The sequence below is a fragment of the Thalassospira sp. A40-3 genome, from assembly GCF_015871485.1.
Classification (GTDB): Bacteria; Pseudomonadota; Alphaproteobacteria; order Rhodospirillales; family Thalassospiraceae; genus Thalassospira; species Thalassospira tepidiphila.
The window spans coordinates 2221495-2234501 of the sequence record NZ_CP065428.1 but is presented as its reverse complement, the minus strand read 5'-3'; the positions used below and the strand labels follow the sequence as shown (position 1 = coordinate 2234501).

The window sequence follows — 13007 nt, the reverse complement described above, 5'->3', positions numbered from 1 at the left end:
CTTGGTAATTTTGTATGTTTGTTCGCGGTTACGCCGGATGATGATCAGGCGGCCTTGTCCCATTCCGGGGCGAAGGACGGATCGATCAGGCGTCCATTTGGATTGGCAAGATCATGAATTGCGTCCATGTCGTTTTCCGAAAGTTCGAAATCAAAGATATCGAAATTGGCCGCAGCATTTTTCGGTGAGCCCGATTTCGGGATTGCCATGACGCTGTCTTGTTGCAGCAACCAGCGCAGGGTGACCTGTACAGGTGACTTGCCGTATTTTTCACCGATGGCCTTAAGGGTTGCATCCTTCATGACATTGCCACGTGCAATCGGGCAATAGGCCGTCAGCAGCATGTTATGTGCGCGCACGCTTTCGAGCACCTTGGACTGGTCAAGATAGGGGTGATATTCGACCTGATTGACCGTCAGCGGCGCATCGGTCAGCGACACGGCCTGATCAATCAGGGCGGTCGGGAAGTTTGAAATCCCGATCAGGCGCGTCATGCCGAGGTTCTTGACCTCGTTCAAGGCTGCCATGGTTTCTTCAAGCGGCACGTCATCATTGGGCCAGTGCAGAAGCAACAGATCAACATGGTCCAGATCAAGCTTGCGCAGGCTTTCGACCACGGAGGTCTGCAAATCACCGCTTTGGAATTTGTCGTACCAGACCTTGGTGGTCAGGAAGTAGTCATCGCGTGCAAGGCCGGAATTTTTCAGGCCCTGACCAACGCCCTGTTCGTTGTGATACATCTGGGCGGTATCGAAATGGCGATAGCCGATCTTGGCGGCCTCAGCGATCATTTTCGCCGCTTCGTCGTTATTGAGCTCGTACGTCCCAAAGCCAAGGGCCGGGATTTTAGTGTCCTGCCAGTTCCGGTAAATCATACTGGTGTACCCCCTTGTTTCGTTTGATTGTTGTGATTTTGGGTCTTCGCGGTGTCATGTGCAAATGACGATCCGGTGTCAGTTTGCCCGATTTGCGCCAGATTTAGTGCGCATGTCGCCGATCGCAACCTGTACATCAGGATGGTACAGGCTGTGCAATTGGCGAGAGGCCCGGGGCTGCCCCGTGTGCGGGTGGGGATTTTCAGGCAAAGAAAAAGGGCGACCAAATTAATGGGTCGCCCGAAGTTCAGGACTTAGAGTGAGGCTGTATCAAGCCAAGGACGAGATTGCCGCAATCACCGGCGATGATCCTTGATGTGGCTCAAACGCCGTCGATTATTCTTTGACCGTATTGCCATCAGCAGTTTCGCTGACCGCGGCATTCAGGTGATAAAGCGATTCACGGATCACCTGGGGCCCAAGATCCTTGGTGATGAAGACGATCTTTGACCGATGATCGTCGCTTGGCCATGCGGGCAGGGATGCCGGCGGGTGGAAAACATGCTGCACGGCATGAATGGCGACAGGCGCGTCTTCGCCGACCAGATTAAGGATGCCCTTTACGCGCAAAAGGCTTTCGCCGCGCATCTGGGTAAAGATTTCGGCCCAGGTGACAAAGGCATCCCAATGGATCGGTTCGTCAAAGGTGATGCAAAAGGATCGGATGTGGTCGTCATGACGGTTGACGTCGTGACTGTGGTCATGGTGGCAGTGGTCATGATCATGATGGTCATGATCCCCGTGATCGTCGTGATGATGTGCATGATCATCGCCGTGTTGCTCGTAGGCTTCATCACGCAGCCACTTCTGCACATCCATGCTTTTGGTTGTCGGGTCATACAGCCCGGCATTAAACAGCTTTGAAACCGTAATATCGCCATTGACCACCGGATGGATCGGGGCGGCCGGATTGAGTGCGCGCAGGCGGGTTTCAAGCGTGGTGCGCGTCGCCTCATCAGCCAGATCGGCCTTGGTCATCAGGATGCGGTCGGCAACAGCGGCCTGTTTGACACTTTCGGGATGGTTATCAAGCTGGCCTGCGCCATGGATGGCATCGACCGTGGTCACCACGCTATCAAGGCGGAACTTGGTGGTCAGAAGCGGGTCGGTCATCAGGGTGTGCAGGATCGGGGCCGGGTCGGCAAGGCCGGTGGTTTCAATGATTACCCGATCAAATTCCGGGATTTCACCGCGCGTGCGTTTGACAAACAAATCACGCAGCCCCGAAATCAGATCACCGCGCACCGAACAGCAAATACAGCCGGAATTGAGCAGCACCACATCTTCGGACACTTCGCGGACCAGAAGATGATCCAGCCCGATTTCGCCGAACTCGTTGATCAGCACCGCCGTCTTATCCATGCCATCCTGCGTCAGCAGGGCATTCAAAAGCGTGGTCTTGCCACTGCCCAGAAAGCCGGTGATGACGGTGGTGGCGATGCGGTCAAACTGTTCGTTGGAAAGGGTCATGATCAATCAGGTCTTTTGCGCTGGGCGTGGGATTTGGGGCTTATTTCTTGCCGTAAAGCTCTTCGGCCGAGATTTCCGGTTCGGAAATCACGACTTCCTTGCCATCACGTGCGGCGAAATAGAAACAGTTGCGCCGTCCGGTGTGGCAGGCCACGCCAATCTGATCGACCTCGACCAGAACGGTGTCCATGTCGCAGTCATAGCGGAAATCGACAAGTTTCTGCACCTGACCACTGCTTTCACCCTTGCGCCAGAGTTTCCCGCGGGAGCGTGAGAAATAGCACACCCGGCCGGTTTCAAGCGTTTCAAGCACGGCATCGCGGTTCATCCAGGCCATCATCAGGACTTCGCCCGTGTCATGTTGCTGGGCGATTGCCGGGATCAGGCCGTTTTCGTTGAATTTCAGTTTGTCGGCAATCAGTGCATTTGAGCCCGTCATGGGGAAGCTCCGGTCGATGGTGGTTGACTTTTGACGTTCGGCGCGTCAGAAAATGATATATTATAACATTTCATCAGATGCCACGGCTTTTTGAAATCGGTTGGGCCGAAACCGCCGAAACCAGATGGCCGTCGATACGAGATATTCAGCTATGAGCGATCTTTTCCCCAAAAAGGGCCATGATCACGACAGATGTGTGCATAGCGCACTTGCGCAGGCAGAGAAAGTCTGTGACAGCGAAAATGCGCGCTTTACCGACATGCGCCGCAAGGTCTTTACCCTGATCTGGCAATCGCACAAGGCGGTTACGGCCTATGAGTTGCTGGATGCGCTGACCGCCGAGGGGCAGCGGGTTCAGCCGCCAACGGTTTATCGCGCGCTGGAATTCCTGACCGAGCTTGGTCTGGTGCACAGAATTGAGTCGCTTAATGCCTATTTTGGCTGTGACCGGCCTGATTGCGAACATCTGGGGCAGTATTTCATCTGCACTGATTGCGGCCGCGTCGCCGAGGCGGTCAACGAGGATATGAGCAACGCGGTGCGCAAGGCGGCGCGCAGTGTCGGTTTTACCATTCAGGCGACCACGGTCGAGATCAAGGGGCTGTGCCATGACTGCGCCACTCATTGAAGGCCGTGACCTTGTTCTGTCCTTTGGTAATGAGCACGTCCTTGATCAGGTATCGCTTGCCATTCATCCGGGCGAGATCATTACCCTGATCGGGCCGAATGGTGCCGGGAAATCAACACTGGTCAAGACGCTTCTGGGTTTGCAAAAAGCCGATAGCGGTGAAGTCGTGCGCAAACGCGGCCTTACGGTTGGTTATGTGCCGCAAAAGCTTGCCATTGATCAGGTTTTGCCGATGACGGTGAAGCGGTTTCTAAGCCTGACCCGATCCGTGAGCCGGGCGGATTGCGAACAGGTTCTGGCGCAGGTCGGGGCAGGCCATGTGATTGACGCGCAGATGAGCCAGCTTTCCGGCGGCGAGACGCAGCGTGTGATGCTGGCCCGCACCCTTTTGCTGCGTCCGCATTTACTGGTGCTTGATGAACCGACGCAGGGCGTGGATGTTTCCGGGCAGGCGGAGCTTTATCGCCTGATTGACGAGATCCGCCGTGAACTTGATTGCGCGGTTCTGATGATTTCGCATGACCTGCATCTGGTGATGGCTAAGACCGATCAGGTGGTGTGCTTCAATCGCCATGTCTGTTGTTCGGGTATTCCCGAAACCGTGCGCCAGCATCCGGAATACCGGTCCTTGTTTGGCGTGCGCGAGGCCGATGCGATTGGCATCTATCACCACGAACATGATCACGAACATGATTTGTCGGGCCATGTTGTTGGCGGATGTGGTCACGATCATTCCCATGACCATCATGCGCATCACCATCATGCAGATGATCACGCGCATGATCACAATAAAGCCGTCAAAGAAGGGGCGGGAACAAACCAATGATGGACGATTTCCTGTTTCGTGCCGTTTTGGGCGGTGTTTTGCTGGCCATTGTCTGTGGACCGTTTGGCGCCTTTATCGTCTGGCGACGCATGGCGTTCTTTGGCGACATGCTGGCACATACGGCCCTTTTGGGGGTAGCACTTGGTCTTCTGATCGGGGTGGATGTGCGGATTGGCATGATCGCGACCTGTCTGGCGGCAGCCCTTATTCTGGCTTATGGGCAGCGGCAATCGCGGATTGGCAGCGATACGGTGCTGGGCATGCTGGCGCACTCCACGCTGGCACTGGGGATGGTCGCGCTTGCCTTTGTGCAAGGGGTTGCTGTTGATCTGATGGCCTATCTGTTTGGTGATATTCTGGCGGTCAATACCGGGGATATCTTGCTTTTGGCGGTTGGCGGCGCCTTTGCGCTTGGCATCCTTGCATGGATGTGGCGGCCTTTGCTTGCGCTGACAGTCAGCCCGGAAATTGCCGCGGCCGAAAGCATTCCGGTCGAACGGCTGCGTTTGATCTTCATGCTTCTGATGGCACTTGTGATTGGCATGGCGATCAAGATTGTCGGGGTCTTGCTGATTACAGCCCTTCTGATCGTCCCGGCCGCCAGTGCGCGTTTCTTTGCCCGCACACCTGAACAGATGGCGGTTGGGGCCGGTCTGTTTGGTGCGGCATCGGTTCTGGCGGGGATTTCCCTGTCCTGGCATGTCGATACGCCTGCCGGGCCAAGCATCGTGATTTCGGCCGCGGCGATCTTTGTTGCCAGCGGCATTGTGATGAGTGCCAAGCGCCACTTTGCAGGTGGCTAAAGCGTTATCACTGCAAACGCGGTGATCAGCCCGGCACCCGATTCCGTAAAGCGCAGATAGAACCGCGTGAAAGGATATCGGCGTGCCGCAGCAATCATCAACAGATCGTAATCCAGTATCCGCTTCGGCTTTCTTTGCGTCCATCCCGGTCCCCGCGCGTTGGTTCGGGCTAAGTGGCGCGATCCCGTTTGTTGTCTTGTCAATTGGCGGGGCATTCTTGTCGGGTGCACATCAGTCATTGGCCTATTTCACCCTTGTCGCCTATGGCGCGGTGATTTTGTCATTTCTGGGCGGCGTGCATTGGGGAAGGGCAATAAATGCCTTTGATAAGGGCAGTGGTGCCGACAAGTTCCTGTGGGTTTCGCTTGGCATCAGTGTGGTGCCGTCGCTTATCGGATGGTTGACACTGCTTGTGCCGCTGGCGATTGGGTTGCCCGTTTTGGCGGCGAGCTTTGCGGCCATGCTGTTGATTGACTTGCAGACAGTGAAAGGCGGTCAGTTTCCGACGTGGTATGGCAACTTGCGCGTCATCCTGTCGGTGATTGTGATTGCGTCGCTTTTGTTTGCGTGGCTCTAAGACCACGAAGGTTTACAGGCTTGAACAGAAAAGGGCGCTGAAAGTTCAGCGCCCTTTGTCATTTTCGGGTTCAGGCCGTTTTGAGCCGCGCGAACCCGGCTTCAAGATCGGCGATCAGATCATCGGGGTCTTCAAGGCCGATATGGAGCCGGACCAGCTGACCATCGTCGTCCCATTTGGTGGCGGTGCGGATTTTGGCCGGGTCTGAGGGCAGGATCAGGCTTTCAAAACCGCCCCAGCTAAAGCCCATGCCAAACAGCTCCATGTTATCGACCATATTGGCAAGCTGGGCCTTTTCAACCGGCTGCATGACAAAGGAAAACAGGCCACACGCGCCCGAGAAATCGCGCTTCCAGATGGCATGGCCCGGATCATCGGGCAGACCCGGGTGGAGGACGCGTTTGACTTCCGGGCGGGTCTGCAACCAGTTCGCGACCTTAAGGCCGCTTTCGTGGTGCTGTTTCAGGCGCACGGCAAGGGTGCGAAGGCCACGCTGGGCGAGGTAACAATCATCCGGACCAACCGCGTCACCGGAAATCAGGACCTGCTTCTTGATGGTCAGAAGGTCTTCCTCGGTCGCGGTCGTGATGGTGCCCAGCATGACATCCGAGTGACCGACAATGTATTTGGTACCGGCCTGAACAGACACATCAACACCCAGTTCAAACGGGCGGCACAGGATCGGGGAAGCCCAGGTGTTATCAAGCATTACCTTTACATTGCGCGCATGCGCGGCCTTGGCGATGGCTGGAATATCCTGCATTTCAAAGGTCAGCGACCCCGGGCTTTCGCACCAGACAAGGGCAGTGTTATCGCGAATAAGGCCCGCAATGTCGCCGCCAATCGCCGGATCATAATATTCCGTCTCGACCCCGAACTTCTTAAGAAAGGTATTGCACAGGTTGCGAGTCGGGAAATAAGCGCTGTCGGTGATCAGGATATGATCGCCGGGCTTTACAAAGGCGAGGATGGCATTGGTAATCGCCGAAACGCCCGATGAAACGCACAGCGTGCCATAGCCACCTTCAAGTTCGGCAACGGCTTCTTCGAGCAGAAAGCGCGTCGGGGTGCCGTGGCGGCCATAGGTCGTTTTTCCGGGGACGGAGGCACCAGCCTTTTCAAGTTCTGCCAGGCTGTCAAACAGGATGGTCGAGGCATGCAGAACCGGCGGGTTGACCACGCCGTGATACTGGCTGGAACGGCGACCGGCATGGACCAGTTTGGTTGCGGTATGTTTGGGGCTTTGCGATGACATAACAGGCGGTTCTCCTTGGGCGCGACGTCTTATGCTTCAAAGACAAACCACCTTGGCGGCGGCCATTCAAGGCTTTTTGTGTCAAAGCCATTGTTAATGCCTGATATCAGGCTATTTTTTACAGGCAATAACAGCAGCGAATGACACAGAATACAGCAAGGGGGCCCCGTGATTGAACTTCAGGATTTTCGCACTGCGCGCAAGGCGATATCAGACCATATGCGCCTGACCCCGGTGTTTGCGGCCAGTAATTTTGGCGATATATCGGGCTTTGTCGCACGTGATCGCATCCCCGAGATGTTCCTGAAACTTGAAAACATGCAGGTCAGCGGATCCTTCAAGGCACGCGGGGCCATGAATGCTGCACTGGCCCTTGAACCCGAACAAAGATCAGCCGGGCTGTGCACCGCATCGGGTGGCAACCATGGCATGGGTGTGATCAATGCGGCCCGCACACTGGGTGTACCGGTGAAAATCTTCCTGCCGACCAATACACCACAGCCCAAAGTCAAAAAACTGCGCGCGCAGGGGGTTGATGTGGCTTTGATCGGGGCGGTTTGGGACGACGCCAACCGTGCCGCGATGGAACACGCACATGAAAGCGGTATGGCCTATATCCATCCATTCGCCGATCCCAAGGTGATTGCCGGGCAGGGAACCATCGCGCTTGAGCTTTTAGAACAGCAACCCGACCTTGATACACTGGTCGTGGCAATTGGTGGTGGTGGACTGATTGCCGGTGTGGCGACAGCCGCACGCTTGTTGCGCCCATCGATCCGGGTGATCGGTGTGGAGCCGACCGGGGCGGCAACCCTGTTCGAAAGCCTTAAGGCCAACGAGGTCGTGACTTTGCCCAGCGTGAACACCGCCGCCACCAGTCTGGCGCCGCGTCAGTCATCCGCACTTAATGTCGATCTGATTGGCAGGAATGTGGATCGCATCGCGTTGGTCAGTGACGAGGAAATGCAAAAATCTGCCAAGTGGCTTTGGAAAGAGTTTGGCATTTCGGTCGAGCTTTCCGCCGCCGCCGGTATTGCCGCCGTCATGAATGATCGCCTGGGTGATCCCAATCCGGGGCGGGTCGGGGTGATCGTGTGCGGAACCGGTGTGGATGGTTTTGAGTAGGGATAAATAAAAAGGGATGAAACCAAACGGTTTCATCCCTTTTTAAACCAGACGCCAGTCCGATAGGACTGGCGCGGAAATATATAGCGTCGCAAACCGCCAAAGAGCAAAAAGCTCTCCGGTGCGGAATTACATCTTCGGCTCGACCACCTGACGACCACGGTACATACCGGTGTTCGGGTCAATGTGGTGCGGGCGATGCAGTTCGCCGGTCTCTTTGTCTTCGCGGTACGAGCCCTTGGCGAGCTTGTCATGCGAGCGACGCATGCCCTGACGGGACTTGGTCACTTTTTTCTTTGGCACTGCCATGGGTCATCATCCTCTGGCTTGGGTAAACTCAGGCGCGCTTGTTACCGTGCGCGGTCGGGAAAGTCAACGATCAAAGTGTCGGAATCTGCATTATTTGCATTTTCCGGATCACTTTCGCGATCAGGTGTATCGCTCGCTGGATGACCATCATGATCGACATGGTGGTCGATATGCGGGATCAGTCCTGTATCGCGCGGATCATCAACAATATCGGTTCGGCGATCATATATAGCAAATCCTGCCTTTTGGTAAGCCCCAAGTGCACTTGGATGATCAAGTGTGCAGGTATTGACCGTAATGCGGGTGGGCTTGAAGCTCCAGGCGGTATCAATCGCCCAATCCAGCAGGTATTTGCCAAAGCCCTTGCCGATGAATTCCGGCATCAGGCCCATATAGTGCAGATCAATGACGTTATCCGATTCAAAGTCCGTCAGATCAAGCTCGGCAAAGCCCGCGGGCACACCGGCAACATAAAGCACATAAACATGCGTTTCCGGCTTGGCGAGGATCGCGGAGAGTTCTTCGTCGCTCATCAGGCGGCGTAACCACCACAGCCATGGTTCGCCGACCGTATTATATAGGTAGCGATAAAATGACAGGGTCGGGTTTTCGGCCCGGATGATCGCGACCTTGCCGGGCGGGACGATGGCTGGCGCGCGTTCTGGCGGGCTTTGCATTTCAAGGAAGCTGATCACAACTTCCAGCTTGCGCGGATTGGATGGGGTCATTGGGCTAAACTCTTGCGCATTATTTTGTTTTGGTGCGGATCAGGATCAGCCTGATCGGTGACGCTTGCTATAAAGTCATAGCCGAGTTTGGCGTAAAAATCACCCGCTGCGGCATTTTCAATCGTGATCCGGATTTCACTTAAGCCCGAAAGACGCAGGATATCCTCGGCCAAAGTTACCAGTTCGCGGCCAATGCCGCCTCCTTGGGCGTGTTCAGCAATTGCCAGATAATGAATCCAGCCAAAGACAGTGTCATGGCCGGTCATCATGGTGGCAAAGATTTGCTGATCATCTGGCATGCGCGCGACAATCAGGCTGCCGTTATCGGCCGCAATACAGTTTTCAATATCCTGCCGTGCATCGCGAATCGCCGGGATCAGGCCGGTCGCAATCCAAAGGCGGGTGATGGCGGCAATATCGTCGTTAGTAGGGGCTTTAAGCTGTTCAAGTCTGATGCCCGCGCCATCGGCGGTATGGTTGGTCATATCCGGACCGAACGGGGATGGGGCGGGCATCGGGTTTCTCTTTTTAAATGTGTGATACGGACGGGGCCGGATGGTCAGGCCGGGCCGGTATCAACCGGGCTGTCTTCCGTGGTGGCCCATTCCGCCCAGGATCCGTCATAGACCGCGACCTGTTTGTGGCCGGAAATATAGGCCCCCATGGCAAGGACACAGGCGGTAACGCCCGAACCACAGCTTGCAACAATCGGTTTGTTGAGATCGACACCTGCTGCGTCGAACGCGGCCTTGATTTCATCCGCCGACTTGAACGTGCCATCAGCATTCAGAAGTTCGGTAAAGGGCAGGTTGTAGGAGCCGGGAACGTGGCCAGATTTGCCCCACGGGTCGTCAACTTCACCACGGAACCGCTCGCCTGCGCGCGCATCCACCAGCTGTTCGCGTTTGGTTTTGACGTTCGATAGAACCTGATCATATTCACGCAGCAAAAAGCTGTTGGCGCGTGCGGTAAAGTGGCGTTCGCGCGGCGGGGTCGGTGCATCAGTGACCGGGCGTCCCTCGGCGATCCATTTTGGCCGGCCGCCATCGAGCACGACGACATCGTGGTGGCCAAAATGACGCAGCATCCACCATGCACGGCAGGCGGCAAGGGCGGAACCCTTTTGGCTATAGACAACCACACGGACACCATCGCCGAGGCCAAGTTTGCGAACCTTGGCGGAAAACTTGATTGCATCGGGCATCATGTGTGGCAGCGGGGCGCTGTCATCGGCGGCAATATCATCGATATCAAAGAAAACTGCGCCCGGAATGTGTTCGGCATCATAGAAGTCGCGGGCATTCTTGTTTTCGGCTGGCATGTACCAGCTGGCATCGACGACGCGCACATCCGGTGCATCAAGGTGATCCGCAAGCCATTGGGTGGACACAAGGGCGTCGGAAAGTGGGTTGGTCATGGACAAGCTCCGATTGACGGTGGTGGATTTCCGGTTGGTTCCGGGATTGTTTTAAATTTGGTCCTGAATCTATTTAAATTTGTAACGGTCCTGCCGCTTGCTGGCAACTGGCAGTCAAACCGGATGGTGGTGATCCGTATGTTTGCTGGTTGCCAATTGCAAATGGCATCAGTCGTCAAATACGATATTGATCCGTCGGTTCTGGCGGCCTTTCTTTTCGATCTTGGAAACCATGACCTTGCCGATCTCGCCGGTTTTGCGCACATGGGTACCGCCACAGGGTTGGAAATCGATCCCTTCGATGGTGACGGTCCGGATGGAATGTCCGTCCATTGGCGGCTGTACCGACATGGTGCGCACCAGTTCCGGGTTGGCTTTAAGCTCGGCCACGGAGATTTCCCCGTCATAGACATCGGCATCGCGTGCGATCAGTTCGTTAAGCTTCTCACTGATTTCATCCTTATCGAGCGTGAGCTCTGGCAGGTTGAAGTCCAGCCGCGCCTTGTGGGCAGCGATATTGCCGCCCGTGACATCGCCTTCGATCACAGCACACAGAAGATGCAGGCAGGTGTGAAAGCGCATCAGCTTGTGGCGGTTGTCCCAATCAAGTTCGGCTGTGATCGTATCGCCAACCGCGGGCAGGGGATGATCATCAGCAATGATGTGCAAGATACGCCCGGTTTCGCGATCCTTGACCGTGGTAACGACGGGAAGGGTCGTGCCATCGCTAAGGGTTAGTGTACCGATATCACCCGATTGGCCGCCAGCGGTCGCGTAAAACACCGTTTGATCAAGTTCAATGCCGCGATCTGAAATGCTGGTGACGGTGGCATTGCAATTCTGTGCATAGGCGTCTTCGCGAAACATCAGGCGTGTCATGTTTTCTGGTCTCCCGTTGGTGGCGGTTGATGGCGTTCTTGATTTTACCGCCCGGCGTTTGGTGCCGGGGCGTCCGTTCGTCGCACAGGATTGGTGCGAAAGGATTGATTGCCGGGATTATGGTGCGGTGGCGGACCGGCAATTGTCGAGGCCAAAGTTACGGCAATCCGTCGGCTGGTATGTAAGTTAGTATACATAAATGTAATATTGATGTTGAAAATTATACGTAATGTATGATATCGCTGCGTTGTGTTTCAGGAGTGATATAGCCGTGCCAGCCATTATCCATGTCAAGCTTTCCGGTGAAGGGGACTTCGGGCCAGTCGATCTCGAATGTGCGATCCCGCCTGCGCGTTTGCCGGTGGTTATGGCTGCTTTGTTCGGGCAGGCGCCGTCAGTGCCGGGTATGGCTGTTGGCGCGGTGCGTGGTTCTGTACCTGGTGTTTCGGGTGGCGGTCACCCGCGCGATAACGGCGCGGTTGATGGCTTCGCCAAGGAAGGTGCGGGGGGCAAGGTGGATGATCGCGCCGTGACCGCAGCCAGTAGCGTGCCGGGGGCGGGCGAGACATATGGTGCCATTGGATATACAGGCGATGCGGCATTTTCCGGCGCAATAGATCCCGGCATGTTCATTACGGGATTTGTTGGCAGTTTTGCCGATCTGGTCGGACGCCTGCAACCGCGTGGCTTTGCCGAGATAATCTTGCTGGCGGCAATCTGGCTGCAATATCGCGACAGCAGGAGTTTTGTAACGCGCGGTGATGTCCGCCGGCTTTTGCGCCGCCAGGATCACCTGCGGATGCCGCGCAATTTTAGCCGGGATTTCCATGTGGCCGTGGCAAGAGGCTACCTTGAAGAGGTCGAGGGCGAGGACGGTTACACCGTTGCTGCTGATGGCTTCCGCTGGTTTCGTGACGAGTGTATAAAATAATACAAAAAGTCGAAAAAGATATTGACGTTATGTATGTTTGTTGTATCTTTTTTAGCAGGGACAAACAAAAACGGGTGGGACCAAATCATGAGCGCGTGGGAAGTCAGAAGCAGCTGCCGGGTATGGCGGGGCCGTTATGTCATTCGTGGCGATGTTGATCGTATTGCCAACGACATTGTCGAACTTCAGCAAAACCGGTTCCCGGGGCTTGATGCGGAAAAGGTTTCGCTTCGGGTTGTGACCATGGCGGTGATGTCGGTTCTGGCCGAGGAATGCTGTGAAGACGGGGTGACCGCGGCCGAACTTTCCTTCCTTTTGACCACTTGCCTCGGAATGCCGATTTCGCCGACCCGGATTGAACGGGAAATGGAAGGTCTTTCTGGTCTTGTCTGGACCGGACAGTGGGGTGGTGAAACCCTGTATGTCATGGAAAAACGTGGTTTGCGCTTCTTTGAAAGTGCACGTGCCAGGGCGCTTTGCGAAGACGGAAATGTAAACGCCAAGGACCGCGAAGGTGTTGCCGCCAGCGAAGCACAGGACGCGGTGAATGCCATGATCGATCCCGCCATCATCAGCGAACCGGCAGTGCATGCCCGCTATCGGGTTGTCAGCTAGGATCTTCGCTTTTAGGTCAGGCATCAATGTTTCGTTGCACCCGCCGGTTTTGCTGGCGGGTGTTTTCTTTGGCGTGGGGGGGGGGCAACAAGCGGCTTGACCAAACGAAAAAAGCGCCATATGCATAAAA

The 13007-nt window shown here is 55.7% G+C and carries 16 protein-coding genes; 7 read left to right on the top strand and 9 right to left on the bottom strand.

Going from position 1 to position 13007, the window contains the following annotated elements:
- Positions 1-44: 44 nt before the first annotated feature.
- The 3 genes from IT893_RS10145 to hisI all read right to left on the bottom strand — a co-directional run bounded on the left by IT893_RS10145 (position 45) and on the right by hisI (position 2784).
- A complete protein-coding gene (locus IT893_RS10145; RefSeq protein ID WP_197145091.1) occupies positions 45-875 on the bottom strand; it encodes an aldo/keto reductase in 831 nt (276 codons plus the stop codon).
- 336 nt (positions 876-1211) lie between these two features.
- Positions 1212-2345, bottom strand: coding sequence for a GTP-binding protein (locus tag IT893_RS10140; protein ID WP_197145090.1), 1134 nt, complete (start codon positions 2343-2345; stop codon positions 1212-1214).
- A 40-nt stretch (positions 2346-2385) separates the two neighbouring features.
- A complete protein-coding gene (gene hisI, locus IT893_RS10135) occupies positions 2386-2784 on the bottom strand; it encodes a phosphoribosyl-AMP cyclohydrolase (RefSeq protein ID WP_197145089.1) in 399 nt (132 codons plus the stop codon).
- Between the two features lie 151 nt (positions 2785-2935).
- Here hisI and IT893_RS10130 point away from each other — a divergent pair, with 151 nt between their 5' ends.
- The 4 genes from IT893_RS10130 to IT893_RS10115 all read left to right on the top strand — a co-directional run bounded on the left by IT893_RS10130 (position 2936) and on the right by IT893_RS10115 (position 5618).
- Entirely contained in the window at positions 2936-3412 is a 477-nt protein-coding gene (locus tag IT893_RS10130; protein WP_008890884.1) for a Fur family transcriptional regulator, read from the top strand.
- A complete protein-coding gene (gene znuC / locus IT893_RS10125) occupies positions 3393-4238 on the top strand; it encodes a zinc ABC transporter ATP-binding protein ZnuC (protein WP_197145088.1) in 846 nt (281 codons plus the stop codon). Before IT893_RS10130 ends, znuC begins: the two co-directional genes overlap by 20 nt.
- Positions 4235-5041 (top strand): metal ABC transporter permease, encoded by an 807-nt coding sequence (locus IT893_RS10120; protein WP_197145087.1) that lies wholly within the window; start codon positions 4235-4237, stop codon positions 5039-5041. Before znuC ends, IT893_RS10120 begins: the two co-directional genes overlap by 4 nt.
- A gap of 82 nt (positions 5042-5123) precedes the next feature.
- Positions 5124-5618, top strand: coding sequence for a DUF3429 domain-containing protein (locus tag IT893_RS10115; protein ID WP_197145086.1), 495 nt, complete (start codon positions 5124-5126; stop codon positions 5616-5618).
- Between the two features lie 70 nt (positions 5619-5688).
- Here the strand turns inward: IT893_RS10115 and metC are convergent, their stop codons facing one another.
- Positions 5689-6873 (bottom strand): cystathionine beta-lyase, encoded by a 1185-nt coding sequence (gene metC, locus IT893_RS10110; RefSeq protein ID WP_197145085.1) that lies wholly within the window; start codon positions 6871-6873, stop codon positions 5689-5691.
- 168 nt (positions 6874-7041) lie between these two features.
- On the opposite strand from metC, the gene IT893_RS10105 reads away from it, so the two are divergent.
- Complete coding sequence (locus tag IT893_RS10105; protein WP_197145084.1) at positions 7042-7998, top strand: threonine/serine dehydratase; 957 nt, start codon at positions 7042-7044, stop codon at positions 7996-7998.
- A gap of 129 nt (positions 7999-8127) precedes the next feature.
- On the opposite strand, the gene rpmF is transcribed toward IT893_RS10105, so the two are convergent.
- The 5 genes from rpmF to IT893_RS10080 form a co-directional block, all read right to left on the bottom strand.
- Entirely contained in the window at positions 8128-8307 is a 180-nt protein-coding gene (gene rpmF / locus IT893_RS10100) for a 50S ribosomal protein L32 (protein WP_007090029.1), read from the bottom strand.
- Between the two features lie 41 nt (positions 8308-8348).
- Positions 8349-9035 carry a GNAT family N-acetyltransferase gene (locus tag IT893_RS10095; RefSeq protein ID WP_197145083.1) on the bottom strand — a complete coding sequence of 229 codons (687 nt, stop codon included), beginning with the start codon at positions 9033-9035 and terminating at the stop codon, positions 8349-8351.
- The gene (locus IT893_RS10090) at positions 9032-9550 is read right to left on the bottom strand and encodes a GNAT family N-acetyltransferase (RefSeq protein ID WP_197145082.1); all 519 of its coding nucleotides are present in this window, start codon (positions 9548-9550) and stop codon (positions 9032-9034) included. The genes IT893_RS10095 and IT893_RS10090 overlap by 4 nt, the downstream gene beginning before the upstream one ends.
- A 44-nt stretch (positions 9551-9594) precedes the next feature.
- Entirely contained in the window at positions 9595-10452 is an 858-nt protein-coding gene (gene sseA, locus IT893_RS10085; RefSeq protein ID WP_197145081.1) for a 3-mercaptopyruvate sulfurtransferase, read from the bottom strand.
- A 168-nt stretch (positions 10453-10620) separates the two neighbouring features.
- Positions 10621-11331 carry an alanyl-tRNA editing protein gene (locus tag IT893_RS10080; protein WP_197145080.1) on the bottom strand — a complete coding sequence of 237 codons (711 nt, stop codon included), beginning with the start codon at positions 11329-11331 and terminating at the stop codon, positions 10621-10623.
- Positions 11332-11602: 271 nt separating this feature from the next.
- Here IT893_RS10080 and IT893_RS10075 point away from each other — a divergent pair, with 271 nt between their 5' ends.
- The gene (locus IT893_RS10075) at positions 11603-12262 is read left to right on the top strand and encodes a hypothetical protein (protein WP_197145079.1); all 660 of its coding nucleotides are present in this window, start codon (positions 11603-11605) and stop codon (positions 12260-12262) included.
- A gap of 87 nt (positions 12263-12349) precedes the next feature.
- Positions 12350-12877 (top strand): hypothetical protein, encoded by a 528-nt coding sequence (locus IT893_RS10070; RefSeq protein ID WP_040823776.1) that lies wholly within the window; start codon positions 12350-12352, stop codon positions 12875-12877.
- Positions 12878-13007 lie beyond the last annotated feature (130 nt).

What these genes read in the sequence shown, in the direction of transcription:
- rpmF (WP_007090029.1), bottom strand. Translation starts at nt 8,307, where the DNA reads ATGGCAGTGCCAAAGAAAAAAGTGACCAAGTCCCGTCAGGGCATGCGT.
- sseA (WP_197145081.1), bottom strand. Translation starts at nt 10,452, where the DNA reads ATGACCAACCCACTTTCCGACGCCCTTGTGTCCACCCAATGGCTTGCG.
- znuC (WP_197145088.1), top strand. Translation starts at nt 3,393, where the DNA reads ATGACTGCGCCACTCATTGAAGGCCGTGACCTTGTTCTGTCCTTTGGT.
- IT893_RS10090 (WP_197145082.1), bottom strand. Translation starts at nt 9,550, where the DNA reads ATGCCCGCCCCATCCCCGTTCGGTCCGGATATGACCAACCATACCGCC.
- hisI (WP_197145089.1), bottom strand. Translation starts at nt 2,784, where the DNA reads ATGACGGGCTCAAATGCACTGATTGCCGACAAACTGAAATTCAACGAA.
- IT893_RS10095 (WP_197145083.1), bottom strand. Translation starts at nt 9,035, where the DNA reads ATGACCCCATCCAATCCGCGCAAGCTGGAAGTTGTGATCAGCTTCCTT.
- IT893_RS10145 (WP_197145091.1), bottom strand. Translation starts at nt 875, where the DNA reads ATGATTTACCGGAACTGGCAGGACACTAAAATCCCGGCCCTTGGCTTT.
- IT893_RS10070 (WP_040823776.1), top strand. Translation starts at nt 12,350, where the DNA reads ATGAGCGCGTGGGAAGTCAGAAGCAGCTGCCGGGTATGGCGGGGCCGT.
- metC (WP_197145085.1), bottom strand. Translation starts at nt 6,873, where the DNA reads ATGTCATCGCAAAGCCCCAAACATACCGCAACCAAACTGGTCCATGCC.
- IT893_RS10140 (WP_197145090.1), bottom strand. Translation starts at nt 2,345, where the DNA reads ATGACCCTTTCCAACGAACAGTTTGACCGCATCGCCACCACCGTCATC.
- IT893_RS10130 (WP_008890884.1), top strand. Translation starts at nt 2,936, where the DNA reads ATGAGCGATCTTTTCCCCAAAAAGGGCCATGATCACGACAGATGTGTG.
- IT893_RS10120 (WP_197145087.1), top strand. Translation starts at nt 4,235, where the DNA reads ATGATGGACGATTTCCTGTTTCGTGCCGTTTTGGGCGGTGTTTTGCTG.
- IT893_RS10080 (WP_197145080.1), bottom strand. Translation starts at nt 11,331, where the DNA reads ATGACACGCCTGATGTTTCGCGAAGACGCCTATGCACAGAATTGCAAT.